Here is a 16984-nt window from a genome sequence, read left to right as displayed (position 1 = left end):
ATGATTGGACTAGTTACCCTTAGTATATATGTATGACGTGAATATTGCTTTCAAGCAATCCTTCGTAATGGATCGTTGTATTTACAATAGTTTGGAGCAAAGTAACCGTTTAGCCGTTTGGTAGTTTCGAATCTAACGCAAAAAAGCCGCTTATGTGCGGCTTTTCTTTATAGATTTAAGTTCCTTGCTCTCCAACCATCTGCAGTTCAATCTTCTTCATCTCGTAAAAATAACCCTTACGCTCCATCAACTCCTCGAAGGAGCCTGTTTCGACAATCTGGCCTTGATCCATGACCACAATCTGATCCATCCGTTCAAGTCCCGTCAAACGGTGACAGACGAGTAGCAGCGTGTCCTCTGCCGCCTGTGTCAGCAAGGTCTGTAATACACGTGCTTCCGTAACGTAGTCCAGCGAAGAGGTTGGTTCATCCAGCAACCATAATCTGCCCTTGCGCAACATGGCACGAGCCAGAACCAGCCGCTGCTTCTCACCGTCGGACAGATTTTCTCCTTTTTCGTATACGGTGTCGTCCAAGGATACATTAGAAAGCTGAACTTGATGGAGTATATCTTGCACATATTCATCGGAGTGAGTCTCACCACTGAGTAGCAGATTATCCCGAATCGTTCCCCGGAAAAAGTGGCTCTGTTGCAACACAACATGTGTATTTTGCCATATGCATTTTTCATTCAACTCATTCACCGAAATGTCATTGAATTTTATGTTGCCAGCACCAGATGTCCGTAGCTTGAGAAGTAAATCTAAAATCGTAGATTTTCCAGAGCCGCTTGGACCGACAATCGCCGTTTTGGAGCCAGCTGCAAGGTAGAGTGAGACGTCATCTAGCGCAGATCTCCACTCCCCTTCATATTGAAAAGAAACATGAGACAGTTCAATCGTTACCGCTTCCGCTTCTGCATCGACTTGCAGAGATAAATGGGTTTTTGATGAATGAGCCTGACTAACATGCCCATTGGTCTGCGGTTCAGGCACCGTCTCAGCCAAACGTTTCGCAGCATGTTCGCTGTCCAACTTATACGCTGGTAACACGGCCATTGCTGCGGATTCTTCAAACATCGTTTGGGTTGCCAGAATCAACATCGCAAGATACACACCGGCAAAGACTCCGTCTGCAATGAGAAAAGCACTGATTACTAGCACACCCCATGTGACCAGATAAGTGACAAAAATATGCATGGATTGTCCCAGCACCAATTGTGTAGCGGCTCTTTGTTGCTGCGTTGCGAGTTCGGCCGAAGCCTGCTGAAGCTGCCGCTCACGCTCTGCCAATTGCCCATATACTTTCAAATCACGAAAACCATACAATACTTCGGTGACCTCCGTAGATAGCGTTGCCCGGTGCTCGCGCACACGTTTGTTGATTTTACGTTGACCGATCAGTACCAGGCTTGGGACAACAAAAGCTGTAATCAACATGCCCACGATGAGCAAACACGCAATCCAGAATGAAAAAATCGCTGTAAACAGGACGGTGCTCAGGAATACCATCACCACCATAATAGGCGGATAAGCAACACGCAGAAAATAATGTTGTAAACTCTCTACATCTCCTACGATTCGTGCCAGCAGATCCCCGCTTCGGTTTTTGTTCAAAATTCCAGGCGTAACCGGTATAAGCTTGGCAAAAAATGAGGTTCGTAAACGGCTGAGGATAGAAAAGGTTGCCCGGTGAGAAGCAAGTCTCTCCCCATAACGGCTAGCCGCTCGCACGAATCCGAGAAGTTTGACCATCGACGTTAGAACAATCAAGGTGTACAGTGGCGGTGCAAATACCGTTTGCGAGATGAGGTATCCGCTTGCGGAGAAAAGGGCTACACCTGCTGTACCTGCAATGAATCCGCATAATATAGAGAGCAAAATATCTTTGCGCTCCTGCATCATCGCCTTGGACAGAACAGCTAACTCTTTCATGCGATCCCTCCTGTTCTCTGAATTTGCACCATTTCGGCATATCCAGGCACTCGTTCTAGTAGCTCCTGATGTGTTCCCGAATCTGCAAGTTCACCATCCGACATGAACCAAATCTGGTCCGCTTGCTGAATCGTATATAATCGGTGCGCTACCGTAATGATGGTGGCCTGTTGTGACAATGCTGCGATAGAACGCTGTAGAATCTGTTCGGTGCGAAGGTCGAGCCCAACTGTTGGTTCATCAAACAGGATGAGGGCAGGCTTTTTCAGAAAAGCGCGAGCGAGAGCTAATCTTTGTTTTTCTCCCCCAGAAAGTCCACGGCCTCCTTCCCCAACAGGGGTATCCAATCCTTTATCCAGTTGAGTAATAAGTGAAGTGAGTCCAGCTTGTTCAGCCGCTTTTTCTATCTCCGCACGGGGTTCATCACTTCCTGAACCTATAGCTATATTTTCGGCTAATGTGCCTGCAAAAATATAGGGATGTTGTGTAATATAACTGATTTGTTTAAACCATTCGGCCTCGTTCATTTGTACAAGCGGTCTACCGTTAATGCAAACTTCTCCCGAGGTTGGATGTAACAAACCGGAGATCAGGCTTAATAAGGTTGTTTTACCTGAGCCGCTTGGACCAACAATGGCGAGCTTTTCTCCTGGTTTTATCGATACGTATCCCGTTTCAAGTGCAAACGAACCTGGGACATAGTGAAACCGGACATTTTTTAATGCAATGAATGACGGCATATCTGACTTCGCTGACGCAGGTCCGGTCAATAATTGCTGATGTGACGACTTTTTCTCATTTTCCTTAGGCTGTGAATTCTCTTTTCGTTGTTCGCTTTCCGCAATTAGTTGCTCCACCTTACGAATAGCGCCCATGCTTGTTCGACCGCTGTGAAAGGCGGTACCTGTATTTTTTAACAAACTGTAGAACTCGGGAACGAGCAACAACAACAGAAAAGCGGTATGAAAGGTCATTGATTTATACACGAGTAGCTGAATGGCAAGCTCTAACGCAACGATACCGATACTTAACATGACAATCGCTTCAAGCATAAACGTATTCGTAAAAGCAATCTTCAAAATGCTCATCGTGCTATCCCGATAACCCAGACTGCTGCGTTCGATCTCTTGTTGCTGACGATTCACCCGTCCGAATATTTTCAATGTCACCAGACCTTGAAGCGAATCGAGGAACGTGCCGGAAAACTCCGCCAGCTGTGCATACTTTTCTTCAGATTTATTCTTGGTCTGCAAGCCAACAAGAATCATGAACAATGGAATAAACGGTGCTGTACACAACAGAATCCAGCCTGTGTTGGCATGTAGTGTGAAGGCAACAACCAGAATCACAATCGGAATCATCGAAGCTTCCATCATACGTGGCATGTATTGACTGAAATAGCTGTCCGCCTCATCGACGGCGTCTAGGGCAACGCTGACCTTGCCTCCTGTCTGTCCCTGCAATGCAGAGAACATGGAAGCGTGAGTCAGATTTTGTAACACCTTGGCACGCATATTGGTTTTGGCACGTGCAGCCATATGCAAACCAACCTTCCCGTTGCCGTATGTTAACAGCGTACGTAGAGCCATAACGGTGAGTAATAACCCGAGAAGTGGCATGATCGATGATAAGGACGCCTTTTCTACAAAAATACGCTGTACAGCTTCTGCCATAAATACAGCCTGGCTTATGATCGCTGCACCAAGGGCCAGTGAAAAGGCCATAAGGAGAAGTCTACTTTTTCGAAGTAAAGACATCTGCTGTTGAATCAGAATCGATTTTTGCCGACCCGACTGTTTTCCTTGCTGTTTGGTTCGCTCTTTCCTTTGCCTTTTCACAGGGCGACCCTCCTTTTTATTTGTTTCCTTTGACATAATCCGCATCAAACAGGAACAGTTTGAACACCAGAATCAGAGATGGAATGAGCAGACATAATCCTCCGATAAAGACGACAACCAATGCGAAACCCATAGCTGGCGAGGTAGCACTGCTCTGAATCGTGATGTACGGATCAAGGATGTATGGATACTGACCGATGCCATAGGCAAAGAACGCACAGAAAAACTGTAGCATGATGCAAATAAAAGCAAGTCCGTGGCGGCGTTCGTTATACAGCAGCCACATGGCAACCATGAAGAAAGCGACGGATAAGGCGAGCAGCCACCAGAGATCCATCATATTTTGAAAATGACGTTCATTGTGCTGACCCAAATATATAAATGCAGTCAGCGCTAAAATAATCGTAGGAGTGCTCCAAAATAAGGAATAATTCCGCATGAGCTTCAAGGCACCTTGATCTTCAGCCCGTGAGGCGTAGAAGGTCAGAAAAGTTCCACTGATAAACAATACAGAGACAATCGCTAGTCCAACGATGCTCCAGGATAACGGGTTGGTGAATAACGCCCAGTAATCCAGTGAAACCGTCTCTCCCTGCTTCAGAATGAAACCACCTTCCGACAAGGTCAGGGCTACGGACAGAGATGCCGGAATCAACAAACCCGTTGCCCCATATAAAAACAGGTACACGATGTTGTTCTTGGAACCGTAATTTTCAAAGGCATAGAACGAGCCACGGATTGCTAAAAGTATAACGGCAATACTTCCGGGAACGATCAAGGCTGCGCCATAATAAGAGGCCGTATCTGGGAAAAATCCAACGATACCAATATAGAAAAAGACAAAAAATACATTCGTAATCTCCCATACGGGCGATAGATAACGAGAGATCAAACGGTTAATCAGATGATCCTGTTTCGTTAGACGTGCATAAAAGGCAAAGAATCCAGCCCCAAAATCAATGGAAGCAACGATCAGATATCCGTACAGGAAGAGCCAGAGCACTGAAATACCAATTAACTCATAACTCATGGGGATGGCTCTCCTTTCTCTGCAACTGTTGTCGTTTTATTTGGTTTGGCCTGCAACCATTTTTCCATTTCAAGCTCAGCAGGATTGTTATTGAACAATCGTTTCAACACGAGAACACAGATTACACCAAGCACGATATACAAAAGCAAGAAAACAAAAAATAAAATTCGCACACTCGGAGAAGATGTGGCGGCTTCTTCGACACGCATGTACCCCCGAATAATCCATGGCTGCCGCCCGATTTCCGCATAGAACCAGCCCATCTCTACAGCGAGGAAAGCAAGCGGTGCGCTGAGTGCAACTAGGCCAAGCAGCCATTTGTTCAGCGGATTACGCTTCTTCCATAACACAAACAGGAAATATAGGCTGGAGATGGCCAGTAGAGCAAATCCGATGCCAGCCATTAAATCGAATAGATAATGCACCAGTAGTGGCGGTTGTTCATCGGGTGGAAATTCGTTCAGCCCGGTGACTTCTGCATTGAAGTCTCCAAAGGCCAGAAAGCTGAGCAACTTGGGCAGATGTAACGCGCCTATAATCTCATGTTCTGCATTCAGCCACCCGAGCAGAATCAAATCAGCGCCGCTCTCTGTCTCAAAATGCCATTCTGCTGCTGCCAGCTTCTCCGGTTGGTGTTCAGCCAAAAACTTTGCAGATACATCTCCAGCAAGTGTGTTCAGCAAACTGAATACCAGAACTACGGCCATCATCAGGTTTAGGCCTTTCTTGTGGTAAGCAGATACCCCTCTCTTCAACATCGCAAGAGCCGCGATCCCGGCGAGCAAAGCCGCTCCTGTCAGATAAGCCGAACTTAAGACATGGAACACTTTAGAGAACGTTGCTGTATTCAGCATGGCTTGCACGGGATTAACCGCTGTAAATTGACCAGCCTGCACCACAAATCCTTCCGGTTGGTTCATGAACCCGTTCACGGTTGTGATGAAAACTGCGGACATCCCTGCTCCGGCAACAACGGGAATCGTCAGCAGCCAGTGAATATACGGGTTTTTGAATCGATCCCATGTATAGAGATAAATGCCTAGGAAGATGGCTTCAAAAAAGAAGGCAAACACTTCCATAAATAGCGGTAATGCAATGACATTACCTGCCAGCTTCATAAAGTTCGGCCACACCAGGGCCAGCTGTAGCGATATCGCTGTACCTGTCACCACCCCCACAGCCACCGAAATGACAAAACCTCGTGACCATCTTTTCGCCATAAGTATGTAGTGGGGGTCTTTCTTCCGAATACCGATAAATTCAGCAATCGCAATCATCAAAGGTATACCCACACCAAGTGTTGCAAAAATAACGTGAAATCCAAGTGTCAGACCCGTTACGAGTCTGCTCCATAACACCGTATCGACTGCCATTTTGTATTGCCTCCTCTCAAATTCCATTCATTGCTTCTTCTGTTTTACACATCCACTCCGATGACAGAATAACCTTACAATCGCTGTTATCCCCAGATTTTTTTGATTCCCTTTTTAAAGGGGAAATCCGGTGATAAAGGCGCTAAGCTTATGCTTCCGATGTAGCTTTCTTGCAGAAAGCTTTTAGCTTCGCTTTTTCAGGTTTTTTCTGTCCTCTCCGTTTTTGTGTAAATTAGTTAGTCGTTAGCTTTCAAGCGAATCGCAAGTTGGTTATAGGCAAGCGATACCAATAACTTATGAGAAAAAAATCACAAACCAAAATACAAGGATAGGTTGCCACATGTCCCGTGCATTTAATCCTGTAACCCTTGAACGCTATCCAAGGTTGGATGTCTCTTCTTCTCTGATCACACAGCGTCTTAATCATTGGCTTAAACCTATTAATCAAAATTATTATATCCTTAATTTTAAGCAATTCAATCGCTGATACGTCTTCGTTGTTAAACGTTCAAGAAAGGCTCAACTCTTTCTGACAACTTCGTGAAAATAAGCACAATCACCCTTTAGGGCTATTGCATTATCTAGCTTAGCCGTGATATGCCGTGTTAATGATATTAGCTGATTGCTCATTGATTGAGTTTGAATCCTTGAGAGATTATCCAACCAATATTAGAAATGATCTGTGTTACACTAGTGTTACTTCTGTCCTCCGACAGAGAGACATGCAATTCATAACGATTAATAACGATACCTAGCGTAAGGAGATGTTCTAATGAGTATGTTTAAAGACAAATTTGATTATATGTCGGAGACCGAAAGACTCGTGATCCGCCCACTACAAGATAAAGATTACGAGAACTGGCTTCACGAATTCGAGAGCCGTTCTCCCTCCCAGCATCGACACGATCCTGGAAAAATGGATATGAGCGAATGTACATTAGAATGGTTCGAGCGTCTGGTAGCAAGACATCAGGAACTGGCGTTTAACGATAAAGTATATGTCTTTGGAGTTTTCCGCAAAGAAGATGGCACTCACTTGGGCATGATCGATATTGCCACCTTGGCGAGAGAACCTTTTCAGTGGGCGAGCTTTGGGTACACGATTCACAATCAGCACTGGAAAAAAGGATACGGCAAAGAAGCAGTACGTCAGGTCCTCCGTATTGCAGCCGAGTCTTTAAAATTCCACCGTTTGGAAGCACATATCAATCTGGATAACCTGCCGTCCATCAAGCTGGCTGAAAGTGTCGGTCTGGAGTTTGAATGTATTCGCAAAGGTTTTATACATGAACATGAGGAATGGACGGATCATCTGGTTTATTTCAAGAACCTGTTTTAAAGCGGTCTATTTATTTAAAAACAGATAACAGCAGCTACCATCCAAGGTAGCTGCTTTTACTTCAATATCAGACCAGACCAAGTGAACGAATAAAATACATTTATTTTACGATGTGGATTCAGATCAGAGATACACTTCCTATATTAACCAACTCATATTCACATGTATTAATGTGACTTTTTTTGAATATAGACCTCGAGAAATTTGCAATAATACATGGATAAATGTACTAATTCTATTTCTATCTTTTTCCTGAGTCAGTTACACCCGCTGAACAGCCATTTCATTTAAGATATGCCTTACTTGGTAGGTGCCCTCTTCTAATTCAGATTGTACAAATGACTCCACACGATCCTTCTCTACGTCATACAGTACTTCAATTTCTCTAGAGAACAGAAGATGTCCTTCTTTGATTCTGTTAGACAATGTAGCAATCTTCTTCGGCTTCGGCGCTTCACCCAGAATCTGTTGTAGCGCTTGAACGTAGGTTTCCAGAGGGCGAGCCCCAACCACTTTAATGCCTTGCTGCTCCTTGTTGACAATCATAATGGATGGGAAACCTCTTACGCCTAGCCGGGTAGTCATCTCAAAGTCTTCTTCCAACAAGTCTTGTGCAGATTGCTGAGCAGCACTGGCCACGATTTCTTTTCCATTCAGCCCTAGCCCATTCACAAGGTCGATCAGCACATCATCTTCTCCAATATTTTGATTCATCGCAAATACGGCTTCACGTGCAACTCTTAGAAAGGCTTGTTCTTTCCCAGGATACATGCGCTCTATGACTTTAAACACACGAGAAGGCGGATAGGATGACTGGATTGGGTTCTCAAGCCACACGGAACCGTCAATCGGCATCCGTGAGTGCTCACCTACTTCTCTCCAATGCCCTGCCACATCTGCAGGTTTCGAAATGCCATTTGCCCCATCAGAGAACCCTTCCCAGCTCGCTAACAAACCACCCATTTTGGTCTCCACATTAAAATAATGACCGTACTCTTCTATAAAACGATTCAACACAGGTTCCAGTGCCCAGCAGTGTGAGCAAATGGGGTCTGTAGCATAATAAAGTGTTATTTTTTTCTCTTCCTGCTTTAGATTAATCACTTGCATTTCTTCTTCATCACTTACACCACATACACCCGTTTCCAAATCACACATCATGGATTCATTACTCATCATTATCCCATCCTTTTTGATCTTATCTATTGAATTGACTTTGTGTTAGTATGATTATAATGTCTACAATCTACAGAACAAGTACGATTCTTTTTCTGACTAAGTATCAAAAAGTATACTAATGGACCGGAACAACAACTTTGGCTTGGAGGTTTTTGTGTGAAATATGATTTTAATTTTGAGCAACTCTGTCCGGCTACTTATGCATTTCAAGTGATTGGCGGCAAGTGGAATCTGCCAATTCTGGCGATTCTAAGTGAAGATGACGCTATTCGATATAACGAATTAAAAAGAAGACTGCCGGGCATCACACCAACGATGTTAACCAATTGTTTGAAAGATTTGATTCAATACGGAATCGTGCATCGGGAGCAATATAACGAAATTCCGCCAAGAGTCGAATATTCACTCACACCATCAGGTAAAGAACTGGTTCCTTTAATTGAATCGATGGTGTTATGGGGTCAAAGAAATATGAATGCAGGCACAGGGAAAACCGAGACAGTATAAGCTGAATTTCTCTTTCTGACAATTCATGTATTAAAAAGGGCACCCGGCTACGGCTGCCCTCATCAATTTATGGATGAATTTTGATAATCCTTTTATTTACTCAAACTTTTCCATAATTGCTTAAATGCCCCCTGCTCTACTTCAAAAAATACAGGTACATGACCGTAACGCACCATGCCTTCCTCACCGAACAACACAAGCTGAACCTTTGTTTTATCTTTCAGGGTCAAATAAATCATTTTGCGATCTTCTTTGCCATAGAGACGTTCTTCCAGTTCAGAACTTGTTGCAACCGGTGTTGCTTTGTACAATGCTTCAATAAAACGGTTCAGTGACTCGTCTGCCGGAAGCTGCTGTAGCTGCCCCAGCCCATTATTCCAGCTATCAAAGCTCTCCCCCTGCGCTGCAGTCACATGACCCTCGATGTTAAGCTTGCCAATTAGATCGGTGCCGCTGCTAATCGACATACCATTGGTTTTATCGAACAATTGGGCGTAAACTTGTCCGTCTATTTCCGTATAAGACATAATCCGAAAATCAGAATCGTATCCGTTCACGGTGTAAATATCTGCTGTACCAATCGTCGAGGCCAGCTCTTTGTAATCATCCTTACCACTTAGCTCATGGATGCCACCAGTCGTTTTGCCCAGTTTCTCACCTCGTAGCGCCAAGGCATCTGCACCTTCCACTGTTGTCGCAGATTCGGTATAGACATTACCATCATAAACAACCAATCCAAGCATGTCTGCCTTAACATTCTGGTTATCCCCACTCGGCATCTCAATCTTCGGAATCTCTACAGGAACTATGTTTGAATTCTCAGTCTTGATCACGGTCTGACCATCGGAAATCGAGCCTTTGATAACCTCTCCAGTCTTTAACGCTGTCTCATTTGCAGGTGCAGTCGTTCCACCCCATTGTTGCCAAACTGTCGGTGCTGCCAGCCCAATACCTGCTGCGACCACAACACTCGCTGCGATGTACAGCGATTTACGAGGACGTTTCGTTGATTGACGCTGGACATTCACGTTCTGGTCAATTCTTTTTTTCATCTGGTCATCTGGTTTCATCTGATCCACCGCTTTCTTATATCGTTGTTTGAATTGTTGTTCGTTCATGGTTATTCCTCCCCCTCAAGCTCCAGTTTTAATAGTTGTCTCCCCCGTTGCAATCTCATCTTCACAGCTGATTCACTAATCTCTAAAATCTGGCTAATGTCCCGGATGCCATAGTCTTCGTAATAATAGAGATGAACTACCGATCTATATTTCACGGGCAGAGACAACACCAGTTCAATCAAAGCCTGATCTTCAGGATTATCCATCATGACGGGTTCCACGGTTTCCAGCTTGACTTCCCGTTTACGCCAGCCTTTACGGAGCAGGGATTTGCAATGATTGGTAATCACTCGGATCAACCATGCTTTTTGATGTTCCGCATCGTTGAACGCAGGCGCTTTTTCCATCCATTTAATGAACGTATCCTGAGTGGCTTCTTCCGCGTCTTCCCGCCTGCCGAGGTGAACCATTGCAATCCGGAACAGCGTATCCGCGTATGTATCATAGATGTTCGTGACTTCATCACTTGGTTGGGATATGGTTTGCTGCATGGTTGTTGTGCCCTCCTTTATACCCTAAACACTCTTACGGACGACATTTGGTCACATTTTGTTTTCACTTTTTTTATCTCCGCTTGCAAAACACGCAAAAAAGGCTATTTCGCTGACGACACACTACCAAGTGCGTGTCATTGAAATAGCCCATTTCGTATTAAAATTAACGGTAAAATGCCCCGCTTTAAATGGGTTGATTCACAAACTAACTTATTTCCAAATAATCGAGATATGCGTCCCATGTACCGTCATCTGCTGTTACGATCAGCTCAATCACCTGATTTCCGGTGCCATGACTGATATTATTCAGCGTATACACTGCGGGACTGCTGCCTCCAAAATAAAACGTACCTTTCGTCTGCCCGCCAATCTTTAGATCCACTCTGGCCATATTGGCATTATTCGACGCACCTCGCAATGCGAATGAATGCGTCCCGCTTGAGAAGTTATGCGTCGTCCGCACAGCGTCATTGTTCGCATACAAGACAACACCGTTGAACGGAGAGCTGATATTGCCGGTATACTGTCCGCTCTTGGTCATATTTTCTGTTTCGATTCTTACCGTCGTTGCGGGTGGATTATTGGTTGCCCCATCCGGTGCAACAGCTCGTCCGGTGGATGGAGAGATCATACCGGCACACAGGCCTCGGTTTTTCAGATTTTGAGCAATCTGAGGAATAGCCTGAAGTGTTGTCTGGTACTGATCATGCATCAGAATAACATCTCCACTTGCCATACGATTCACCGCAGCTACTATCTGGGAGGCACTCGCACCATTCCAATCCTGCGAATCGACATTCCACAACACTTCTCTCAAACCGTTCTGGCTGATGACCGATTTCACCGTTGCGTTAGTAGCACCATAGGGGGGTCTGAAGAGTGAAGGCGATGAACCGGTAATGGAACGAATGGTCTGCTGTGTACGTGTAATCTCAGATGCCATCTGAGAAGTATTCAGCTTCGTCATATCCGCATGCGTATAGGAATGGTTGGCAATCCACATGCCGGCGGATACCTGCGCACGAACCAAAGCCTGATTGTTTTGCGAGTTTTGTCCGGTATTAAACATGGTTGCGCGCAGACCTGACTGTTTCAATGCATTAAGTATATTGTTGGTATTGTTGGAAGGGCCGTCATCAAAGGTCAGACCTACATAACCATTAGGACAACGGGCATCGGCTGCAGTCGCAGAAGGCAGCGGCGGAATAGCGAATAACGAACCTAAAAGGGCAACAGACATGGCAGCTTTAATGAGCTTGGATTTAAACATGAATACACCTCCAGTTAATTGGTTAACATAATATTTATTCTGGTTCAATTGGGATGACTTACTGCTGTACTTCGCTTTTCCCCCCTTCTCTTTAACCAAAATCATTCCCGATAAAAGCGCTTACATAAAAGGATAGTTTTAATCTATCATTATGATGTTTCTAGCACTTTGCGCGGGTTGAATCTAGTATAAACGATCATTTAATTGAAGTAAATTCAAATTATTACAATATATCCTATTTATTTTCCGGCATGTTCTCATTACATTCTACTAGCCTCTTTCTAATGTTGTATCCAAAATAAAGAAAAACCTTGATACAGAGTTAACACCACGTAGAATATCGAGGGTTTAGACCTGTATCAAGGAGATCACTTTCTCTGTAAAAATCGGTCGAATTCACATTTTTTATTGTGTTGGACGGAACACAATTAGAGAGGCATCCTGTGACTATTTATTTGTTAAAGGTAACCTTTTCAAGGCTACCATCCAACATAATGGATGTATCACGCGGTTTTGTTTCCGCAATTTTACGTCCTTCTCTGAAAGAGTACAGAACCGCTGCCTGTTTGCGAACCGCCTCGTATTCATTCTCCGCTTCCAAAATGACGAAGTTTGCTGGCTTGCCTTCTTCAACACCGTAACGATCCTCAATGTGCAGTGTTTTGGCACTATTTTTCGTAATCAGGTCGATGGAATTCACAATCTGGTCGTATCCCAGCAACTGTGAAGCATGAATGCCCATGTGTAGTACTTGCATCATATTGCCCGTACCGAGCGGATACCATGGATCGAAGATATCATCATGGCCGAAGCAAACGTTCAGGCCCGCTTCTTGCAGTTCCTTCACCCGAGTCAGTCCTCTTCTCTTCGGATACGTGTCGAAACGTCCCTGCAGGTGGATGTTCACCAGCGGATTGGACACAAAGTTCAGATTGGCCATCTTCAGCAGACGGAACAGCTTGTATGTGTACGCATCGTTGTAAGATCCCATTGCTGTTGTGTGACTTGCCGTTGTGCGGGAGCCTAGTCCGCGTTCATATGCTTCCTTGGCAACAACTTCGATGAAACGGGATTGCTCATCATCAATTTCATCACAGTGAATATCGATGAGACGGTCGTATTTTTCAGCCAGGTCAAAGGCCACTCTCATGGAATCAACGCCATACTCACGCGTAAACTCAAAGTGCGGAATGCCGCCGACAACGTCCACGCCCATTTTAAGTGATTCTTCCAGCAGCTCCACACCGTTTGGATAAGAGTGAATGCCTTCCTGCGGGAAAGCAACCAATTGAATATCGATATACGGTGCCAATTCTTCCTTTACTTCAAGCATCGCTTTAACGGCGATCAGGCTTGGATCTGTCACATCTACATGTGTTCTCACATGCTGAATGCCTTGCGCCATCTGCCATTTCAAAGTTGTTTTGGAACGTGTTTTCACGTCCTCATGGGTCAGAAATGCTTTTCGCTCCGACCAGCGCTGGATACCTTCGAACAACGTACCGCTCAGATTCCACTCCGGCTCCCCTGCTGTCAGCGTTGTATCCAGGTGAATATGTGGTTCAATGAATGGTGGCAGCACCAGTGCTCCGCCAACATCCAGTGTCTCTTCATTGGTATCCGTAGCTGGCTGTTGCTCTTGCGTAATCTGCTCAAACTTCCCGTCTCTGACGACGATATTCCATAGGCCTTCTTTACCCCGCAATTTTGCGTTCTGTATAATCATGTGTTTTCCCCTTTTCTTTGGATGATGTCATGGACACGATAGCCATGAGAATTACATACGCTACGGCTGTACCGATCAGCGCATTAAGCGGTGTTACACCGGGAGCCAGTTGCGCAAATGCTACACCTATAGCCCATGCAACCATAGCAACCCAGTTTACTTTTTTGAAATTCATGTCGGCAAATGGTGCATACGATCTGCGTTTTACAATGAAATAGTCCGCAATGATGATTGCTCCAATCGATGGAATTGCTGCGCCGAGCACATTCAGGAAACCCACGAAGTTGTTGTACATCCACATCGCAAATACGGTCCCGATGATCCCGTTAACGATAACAAAGAATTTTTTCGATATTTTCGTAATGTTGGCAAAACCAAGACCCGAAGCATATAAAGCATTGTCGTTGGTTGTCCAGATGTTGAGGCCCAGTACGATAATTGCAGGAATAATTAGCCCTTGCAGGAACATAACTTCTGAGATGTCAGCCAGATTGTACGCCATCGCGCCGACAGCCCCGAACAAGAACATGAGTGAGTTACCGAGGAAAAATGCAATCACCGTCGCCGTAACCGCCTGCCGCGACGTCCGGGAGAACCGTGCAAAGTCTGGCGTGAGCGTCCCGCCGCTTATGAAAGAACCGATACAGATGGTGAGCGCTGCGGCCGCGGTAAGCGTCTGCGTTGGCGTGTAATCCAGCAGCCCTTGTAGCCCGCCGAGCGAGCCAGCTCCCTCAAACATGGAGTACCCTCCGAGAATCGCTATGGCAGGTACCGCAATGTAACCAAGAATAACAAGAGACTTCATACCGAAGATCGCGGATGCGGTCATTGCCAGACCAAATACAACGATCAGCAAGTATACGTTCCAGTCCATCGCTTTGGCAACCGGAATGGCAAACATCGCCACCCCAACCCCGAACCATCCAACCTGTGTAAAACCGAGCAAGAAGGAAGGCAGATAAGATCCTTTTTCACCAAACGAATATTTCGCCAGCAAATGGGTGGACAATCCTGTCTTGGCAGCGATATGCGCCAGCGCCCCGGTGTAGATGCCAAGCACCAGATTACCTGCCAGCACGATCGCCATAAATTCCATAAAGGTGAGGCTGACACCAAGTGTCCCACCAGCCAGCATGCTAGCCGAGAAAAACGTGAATCCAAGCATGACGGATAACGTCTTCCAGAAATGATTGCGTTGTGCCTTCGGAACCTCTTGCCATGAAAACTCTTGATCTTGTTTGCTCATCAGAAACCCTCCAGTTAAAAGTGTTCTGATACCATAAAAAAAGCAGAAAAAGAGGCTACTTGTCACGCTTATACGCTGACAAGTAGCCTCTTTATGCATCATAACCCGCGCGAAGACACAGAACATTCCTGTGCAGGAAATGCTCTGATTCTCGCGTGATTACAAAATCCGCTGCCCTTGCCAGCCTCTCTGGACTGAATTAAAGGTACCAGTATTCAATTACATTCTATTATTTTGGAAAAATGGTTGACTGTCAATGTCATTTTCATCCAAATCCATTAATATTCGCATCGCTAGAAGCCGGTATTTAACTCATAATTCCTGTCGTAGCTTGGTCTCCACGTCTTCCCTTGCTACGTCAAAATAGGATGTAATTTATTAAAAAAGAATGAAGCACGTAGCAGGAACAATTCGCATAAATGTAGAATATTGTCACAAGCATAATTAAATTGAGGTGTGAAATGAGAAAATTCGTAAGTGTACTCTTGTTCAGTTTATTTTTTCTGATTGTCCTGCCCAATGTGGGACAAGCTGCCCCGCAAACTAAAATTATATTGGACGGTCAGGAGCTTGTGTTGCCGTCAGATGTCGAAGTTGTCAATGTAAACAACAATGTCATGATTCCCATTCGTGTCGTTGCTGAGAACTTGAAATTCAACGTAAAATGGGATCAGAAGAGTCAGAATGTGAGCATTGAACAAAATGCCAAGATCCTGTCTCTCAACGTTGGCAAGAAAGAAGCTAGGGTTCAGAATGAAAAAGTAACTCTGAACACGGCACCGAAATTAATCAAAAATACGGTCGTTGTTCCCCTTCGTTTCGTCAGTGAAGAGATGGGACTGTCCGTAAGCTGGAATAACAAAGAAAAAATTGTTGGCCTGACAAGCACTGACGTTCCTCCTGTTGCTGAGCCATCCCCTGCACCCACTGTTCCAGGCGTAGGAAATAACATCGTATGGGGCAAAGTTAATGATCTCAGCTTTGCTAATCAGCAGCTTGTTGTATCTGTTGACAAAGAGGTTACGCCACAGATCACCAGACTATCCAATCCTGATCGTATCGTGGTTGATCTGCCGAATACCACCTTTGGAGATATCGGGTCAACATTACAACAGGGTACGATGGGTAAGCTTGATGTTAGCGGTATTGCAAATGTAACAGAAGTTCGATATGCCCTTTTCAAAAATGATCCGGCTCAAGTTAGAGTTGTCATTGAGTTGAATAATTTGAGCGATGTGCAGGTCAATTCTCAATATGTCAGTGGCAAACTAATTCTTGACTTAGCGCTTACACCTACGATCGGCGTTCCAATCAGCCCCGTTGGAAATGAAGGTGGCAAAAAAATCGTTGTCATTGATCCCGGGCATGGTGGCAAAGACCCAGGCACCATCGGCATCTCCAACACACAAGAAAAAGATTTCACGTTGCCGCTAGCTCTCAAAGTTCAAGCTCTTCTAATCCAGGAGCCGGATATTGAAGTTGTAATGACACGTGACACAGACGTTTACCCTACCCGCCCAGAGCGGGTGCAGCTGGCTAACACGTTAAACGCGGATGTGTTTGTATCCATCCATGGAAACAGCGTGAAAGCCTCACCACAGACCACAGGCACCGAGACGTACTATTACAAACGAAGCAGCAGTAAAGAACTGGCAGATATCGTACACAGACATCTCATAGAAGCGTTAGGCTTTAAGGATCGCAAGGTTAAGAACGGCAATTTGGAAGTGCTTCGCAATACAACGATGCCCGCTGTACTGCTTGAAATTGGATTCCTAAGCAATCTCGTTGAAGAGCAAGCAATGCTTTCCGACAGTGTTCAAAATAAAGCAGCTCAGGCTATCGTGGACGGAATCAAGGAGTTTTTACACCAATCGCAATGAACAGTGAATGTAATCGAGAACTGAATGTGAAGATAAGGATGTGCTTTG

13 protein-coding genes are annotated in these 16984 nt (G+C 45.0%); 3 read left to right on the top strand and 10 right to left on the bottom strand.

Annotation, left to right across the window (positions count from 1 at the left end):
• Positions 1–175 precede the first annotated feature (175 nt).
• The 4 genes from cydC to M3629_RS07465 form a co-directional block, all read right to left on the bottom strand.
• Positions 176–1933 carry a thiol reductant ABC exporter subunit CydC gene (cydC, locus tag M3629_RS07480; protein ID WP_251503690.1) on the bottom strand — a complete coding sequence of 586 codons (1758 nt, stop codon included), beginning with the start codon at positions 1931–1933 and terminating at the stop codon, positions 176–178.
• Positions 1930–3690, bottom strand: coding sequence for a thiol reductant ABC exporter subunit CydD (gene cydD, locus M3629_RS07475; protein ID WP_251504627.1), 1761 nt, complete (start codon positions 3688–3690; stop codon positions 1930–1932). Before cydD ends, cydC begins: the two co-directional genes overlap by 4 nt.
• Before the next feature lie 97 nt (positions 3691–3787).
• A complete protein-coding gene (locus M3629_RS07470; RefSeq protein ID WP_251503687.1) occupies positions 3788–4801 on the bottom strand; it encodes a cytochrome d ubiquinol oxidase subunit II in 1014 nt (337 codons plus the stop codon).
• A complete protein-coding gene (locus M3629_RS07465) occupies positions 4798–6174 on the bottom strand; it encodes a cytochrome ubiquinol oxidase subunit I (RefSeq protein WP_251503685.1) in 1377 nt (458 codons plus the stop codon). Before M3629_RS07465 ends, M3629_RS07470 begins: the two co-directional genes overlap by 4 nt.
• Before the next feature lie 778 nt (positions 6175–6952).
• On the opposite strand from M3629_RS07465, the gene M3629_RS07460 reads away from it, so the two are divergent.
• The gene (locus M3629_RS07460) at positions 6953–7513 is read left to right on the top strand and encodes a GNAT family N-acetyltransferase (protein WP_435368199.1); all 561 of its coding nucleotides are present in this window, start codon (positions 6953–6955) and stop codon (positions 7511–7513) included.
• A gap of 261 nt (positions 7514–7774) precedes the next feature.
• Here M3629_RS07460 and M3629_RS07455 read toward each other — a convergent pair whose 3' ends face one another.
• Positions 7775–8689 carry a DsbA family oxidoreductase gene (locus tag M3629_RS07455; protein ID WP_251504624.1) on the bottom strand — a complete coding sequence of 305 codons (915 nt, stop codon included), beginning with the start codon at positions 8687–8689 and terminating at the stop codon, positions 7775–7777.
• A gap of 159 nt (positions 8690–8848) precedes the next feature.
• On the opposite strand from M3629_RS07455, the gene M3629_RS07450 reads away from it, so the two are divergent.
• Positions 8849–9199 (top strand): winged helix-turn-helix transcriptional regulator, encoded by a 351-nt coding sequence (locus tag M3629_RS07450; RefSeq protein ID WP_251503678.1) that lies wholly within the window; start codon positions 8849–8851, stop codon positions 9197–9199.
• A 92-nt stretch (positions 9200–9291) separates the two neighbouring features.
• Here M3629_RS07450 and M3629_RS07445 read toward each other — a convergent pair whose 3' ends face one another.
• From M3629_RS07445 to codB, 5 genes are all read right to left on the bottom strand, one after another.
• Positions 9292–10317, bottom strand: a complete 1026-nt coding sequence (locus tag M3629_RS07445; RefSeq protein WP_251503675.1) for a hypothetical protein — start codon at positions 10315–10317, stop codon at positions 9292–9294.
• 2 nt (positions 10318–10319) lie between these two features.
• A complete protein-coding gene (locus M3629_RS07440) occupies positions 10320–10808 on the bottom strand; it encodes an RNA polymerase sigma factor (protein WP_251503672.1) in 489 nt (162 codons plus the stop codon).
• Between the two features lie 208 nt (positions 10809–11016).
• On the bottom strand, positions 11017–12081 hold the full coding sequence (locus M3629_RS07435; protein ID WP_154889021.1) for a polysaccharide deacetylase family protein: 1065 nt from the start codon (positions 12079–12081) through the stop codon (positions 11017–11019).
• Between the two features lie 451 nt (positions 12082–12532).
• A complete protein-coding gene (locus tag M3629_RS07430) occupies positions 12533–13807 on the bottom strand; it encodes a cytosine deaminase (RefSeq protein ID WP_251503669.1) in 1275 nt (424 codons plus the stop codon).
• Complete coding sequence (gene codB, locus M3629_RS07425) at positions 13776–15053, bottom strand: cytosine permease (RefSeq protein ID WP_251503666.1); 1278 nt, start codon at positions 15051–15053, stop codon at positions 13776–13778. The genes M3629_RS07430 and codB overlap by 32 nt, the downstream gene beginning before the upstream one ends.
• A gap of 461 nt (positions 15054–15514) precedes the next feature.
• On the opposite strand from codB, the gene M3629_RS07420 reads away from it, so the two are divergent.
• Positions 15515–16936 carry an N-acetylmuramoyl-L-alanine amidase family protein gene (locus M3629_RS07420; RefSeq protein WP_251503661.1) on the top strand — a complete coding sequence of 474 codons (1422 nt, stop codon included), beginning with the start codon at positions 15515–15517 and terminating at the stop codon, positions 16934–16936.
• The last annotated feature ends 48 nt before the right edge of the window (positions 16937–16984 follow it).

It is taken from the genome of Paenibacillus polysaccharolyticus (assembly GCF_023714295.1).
In the GTDB taxonomy this organism is placed as follows: domain Bacteria; phylum Bacillota; class Bacilli; order Paenibacillales; family Paenibacillaceae; genus Paenibacillus; species Paenibacillus polysaccharolyticus_A.
This window is presented reverse-complemented; position numbering and strand designations above follow the sequence as displayed.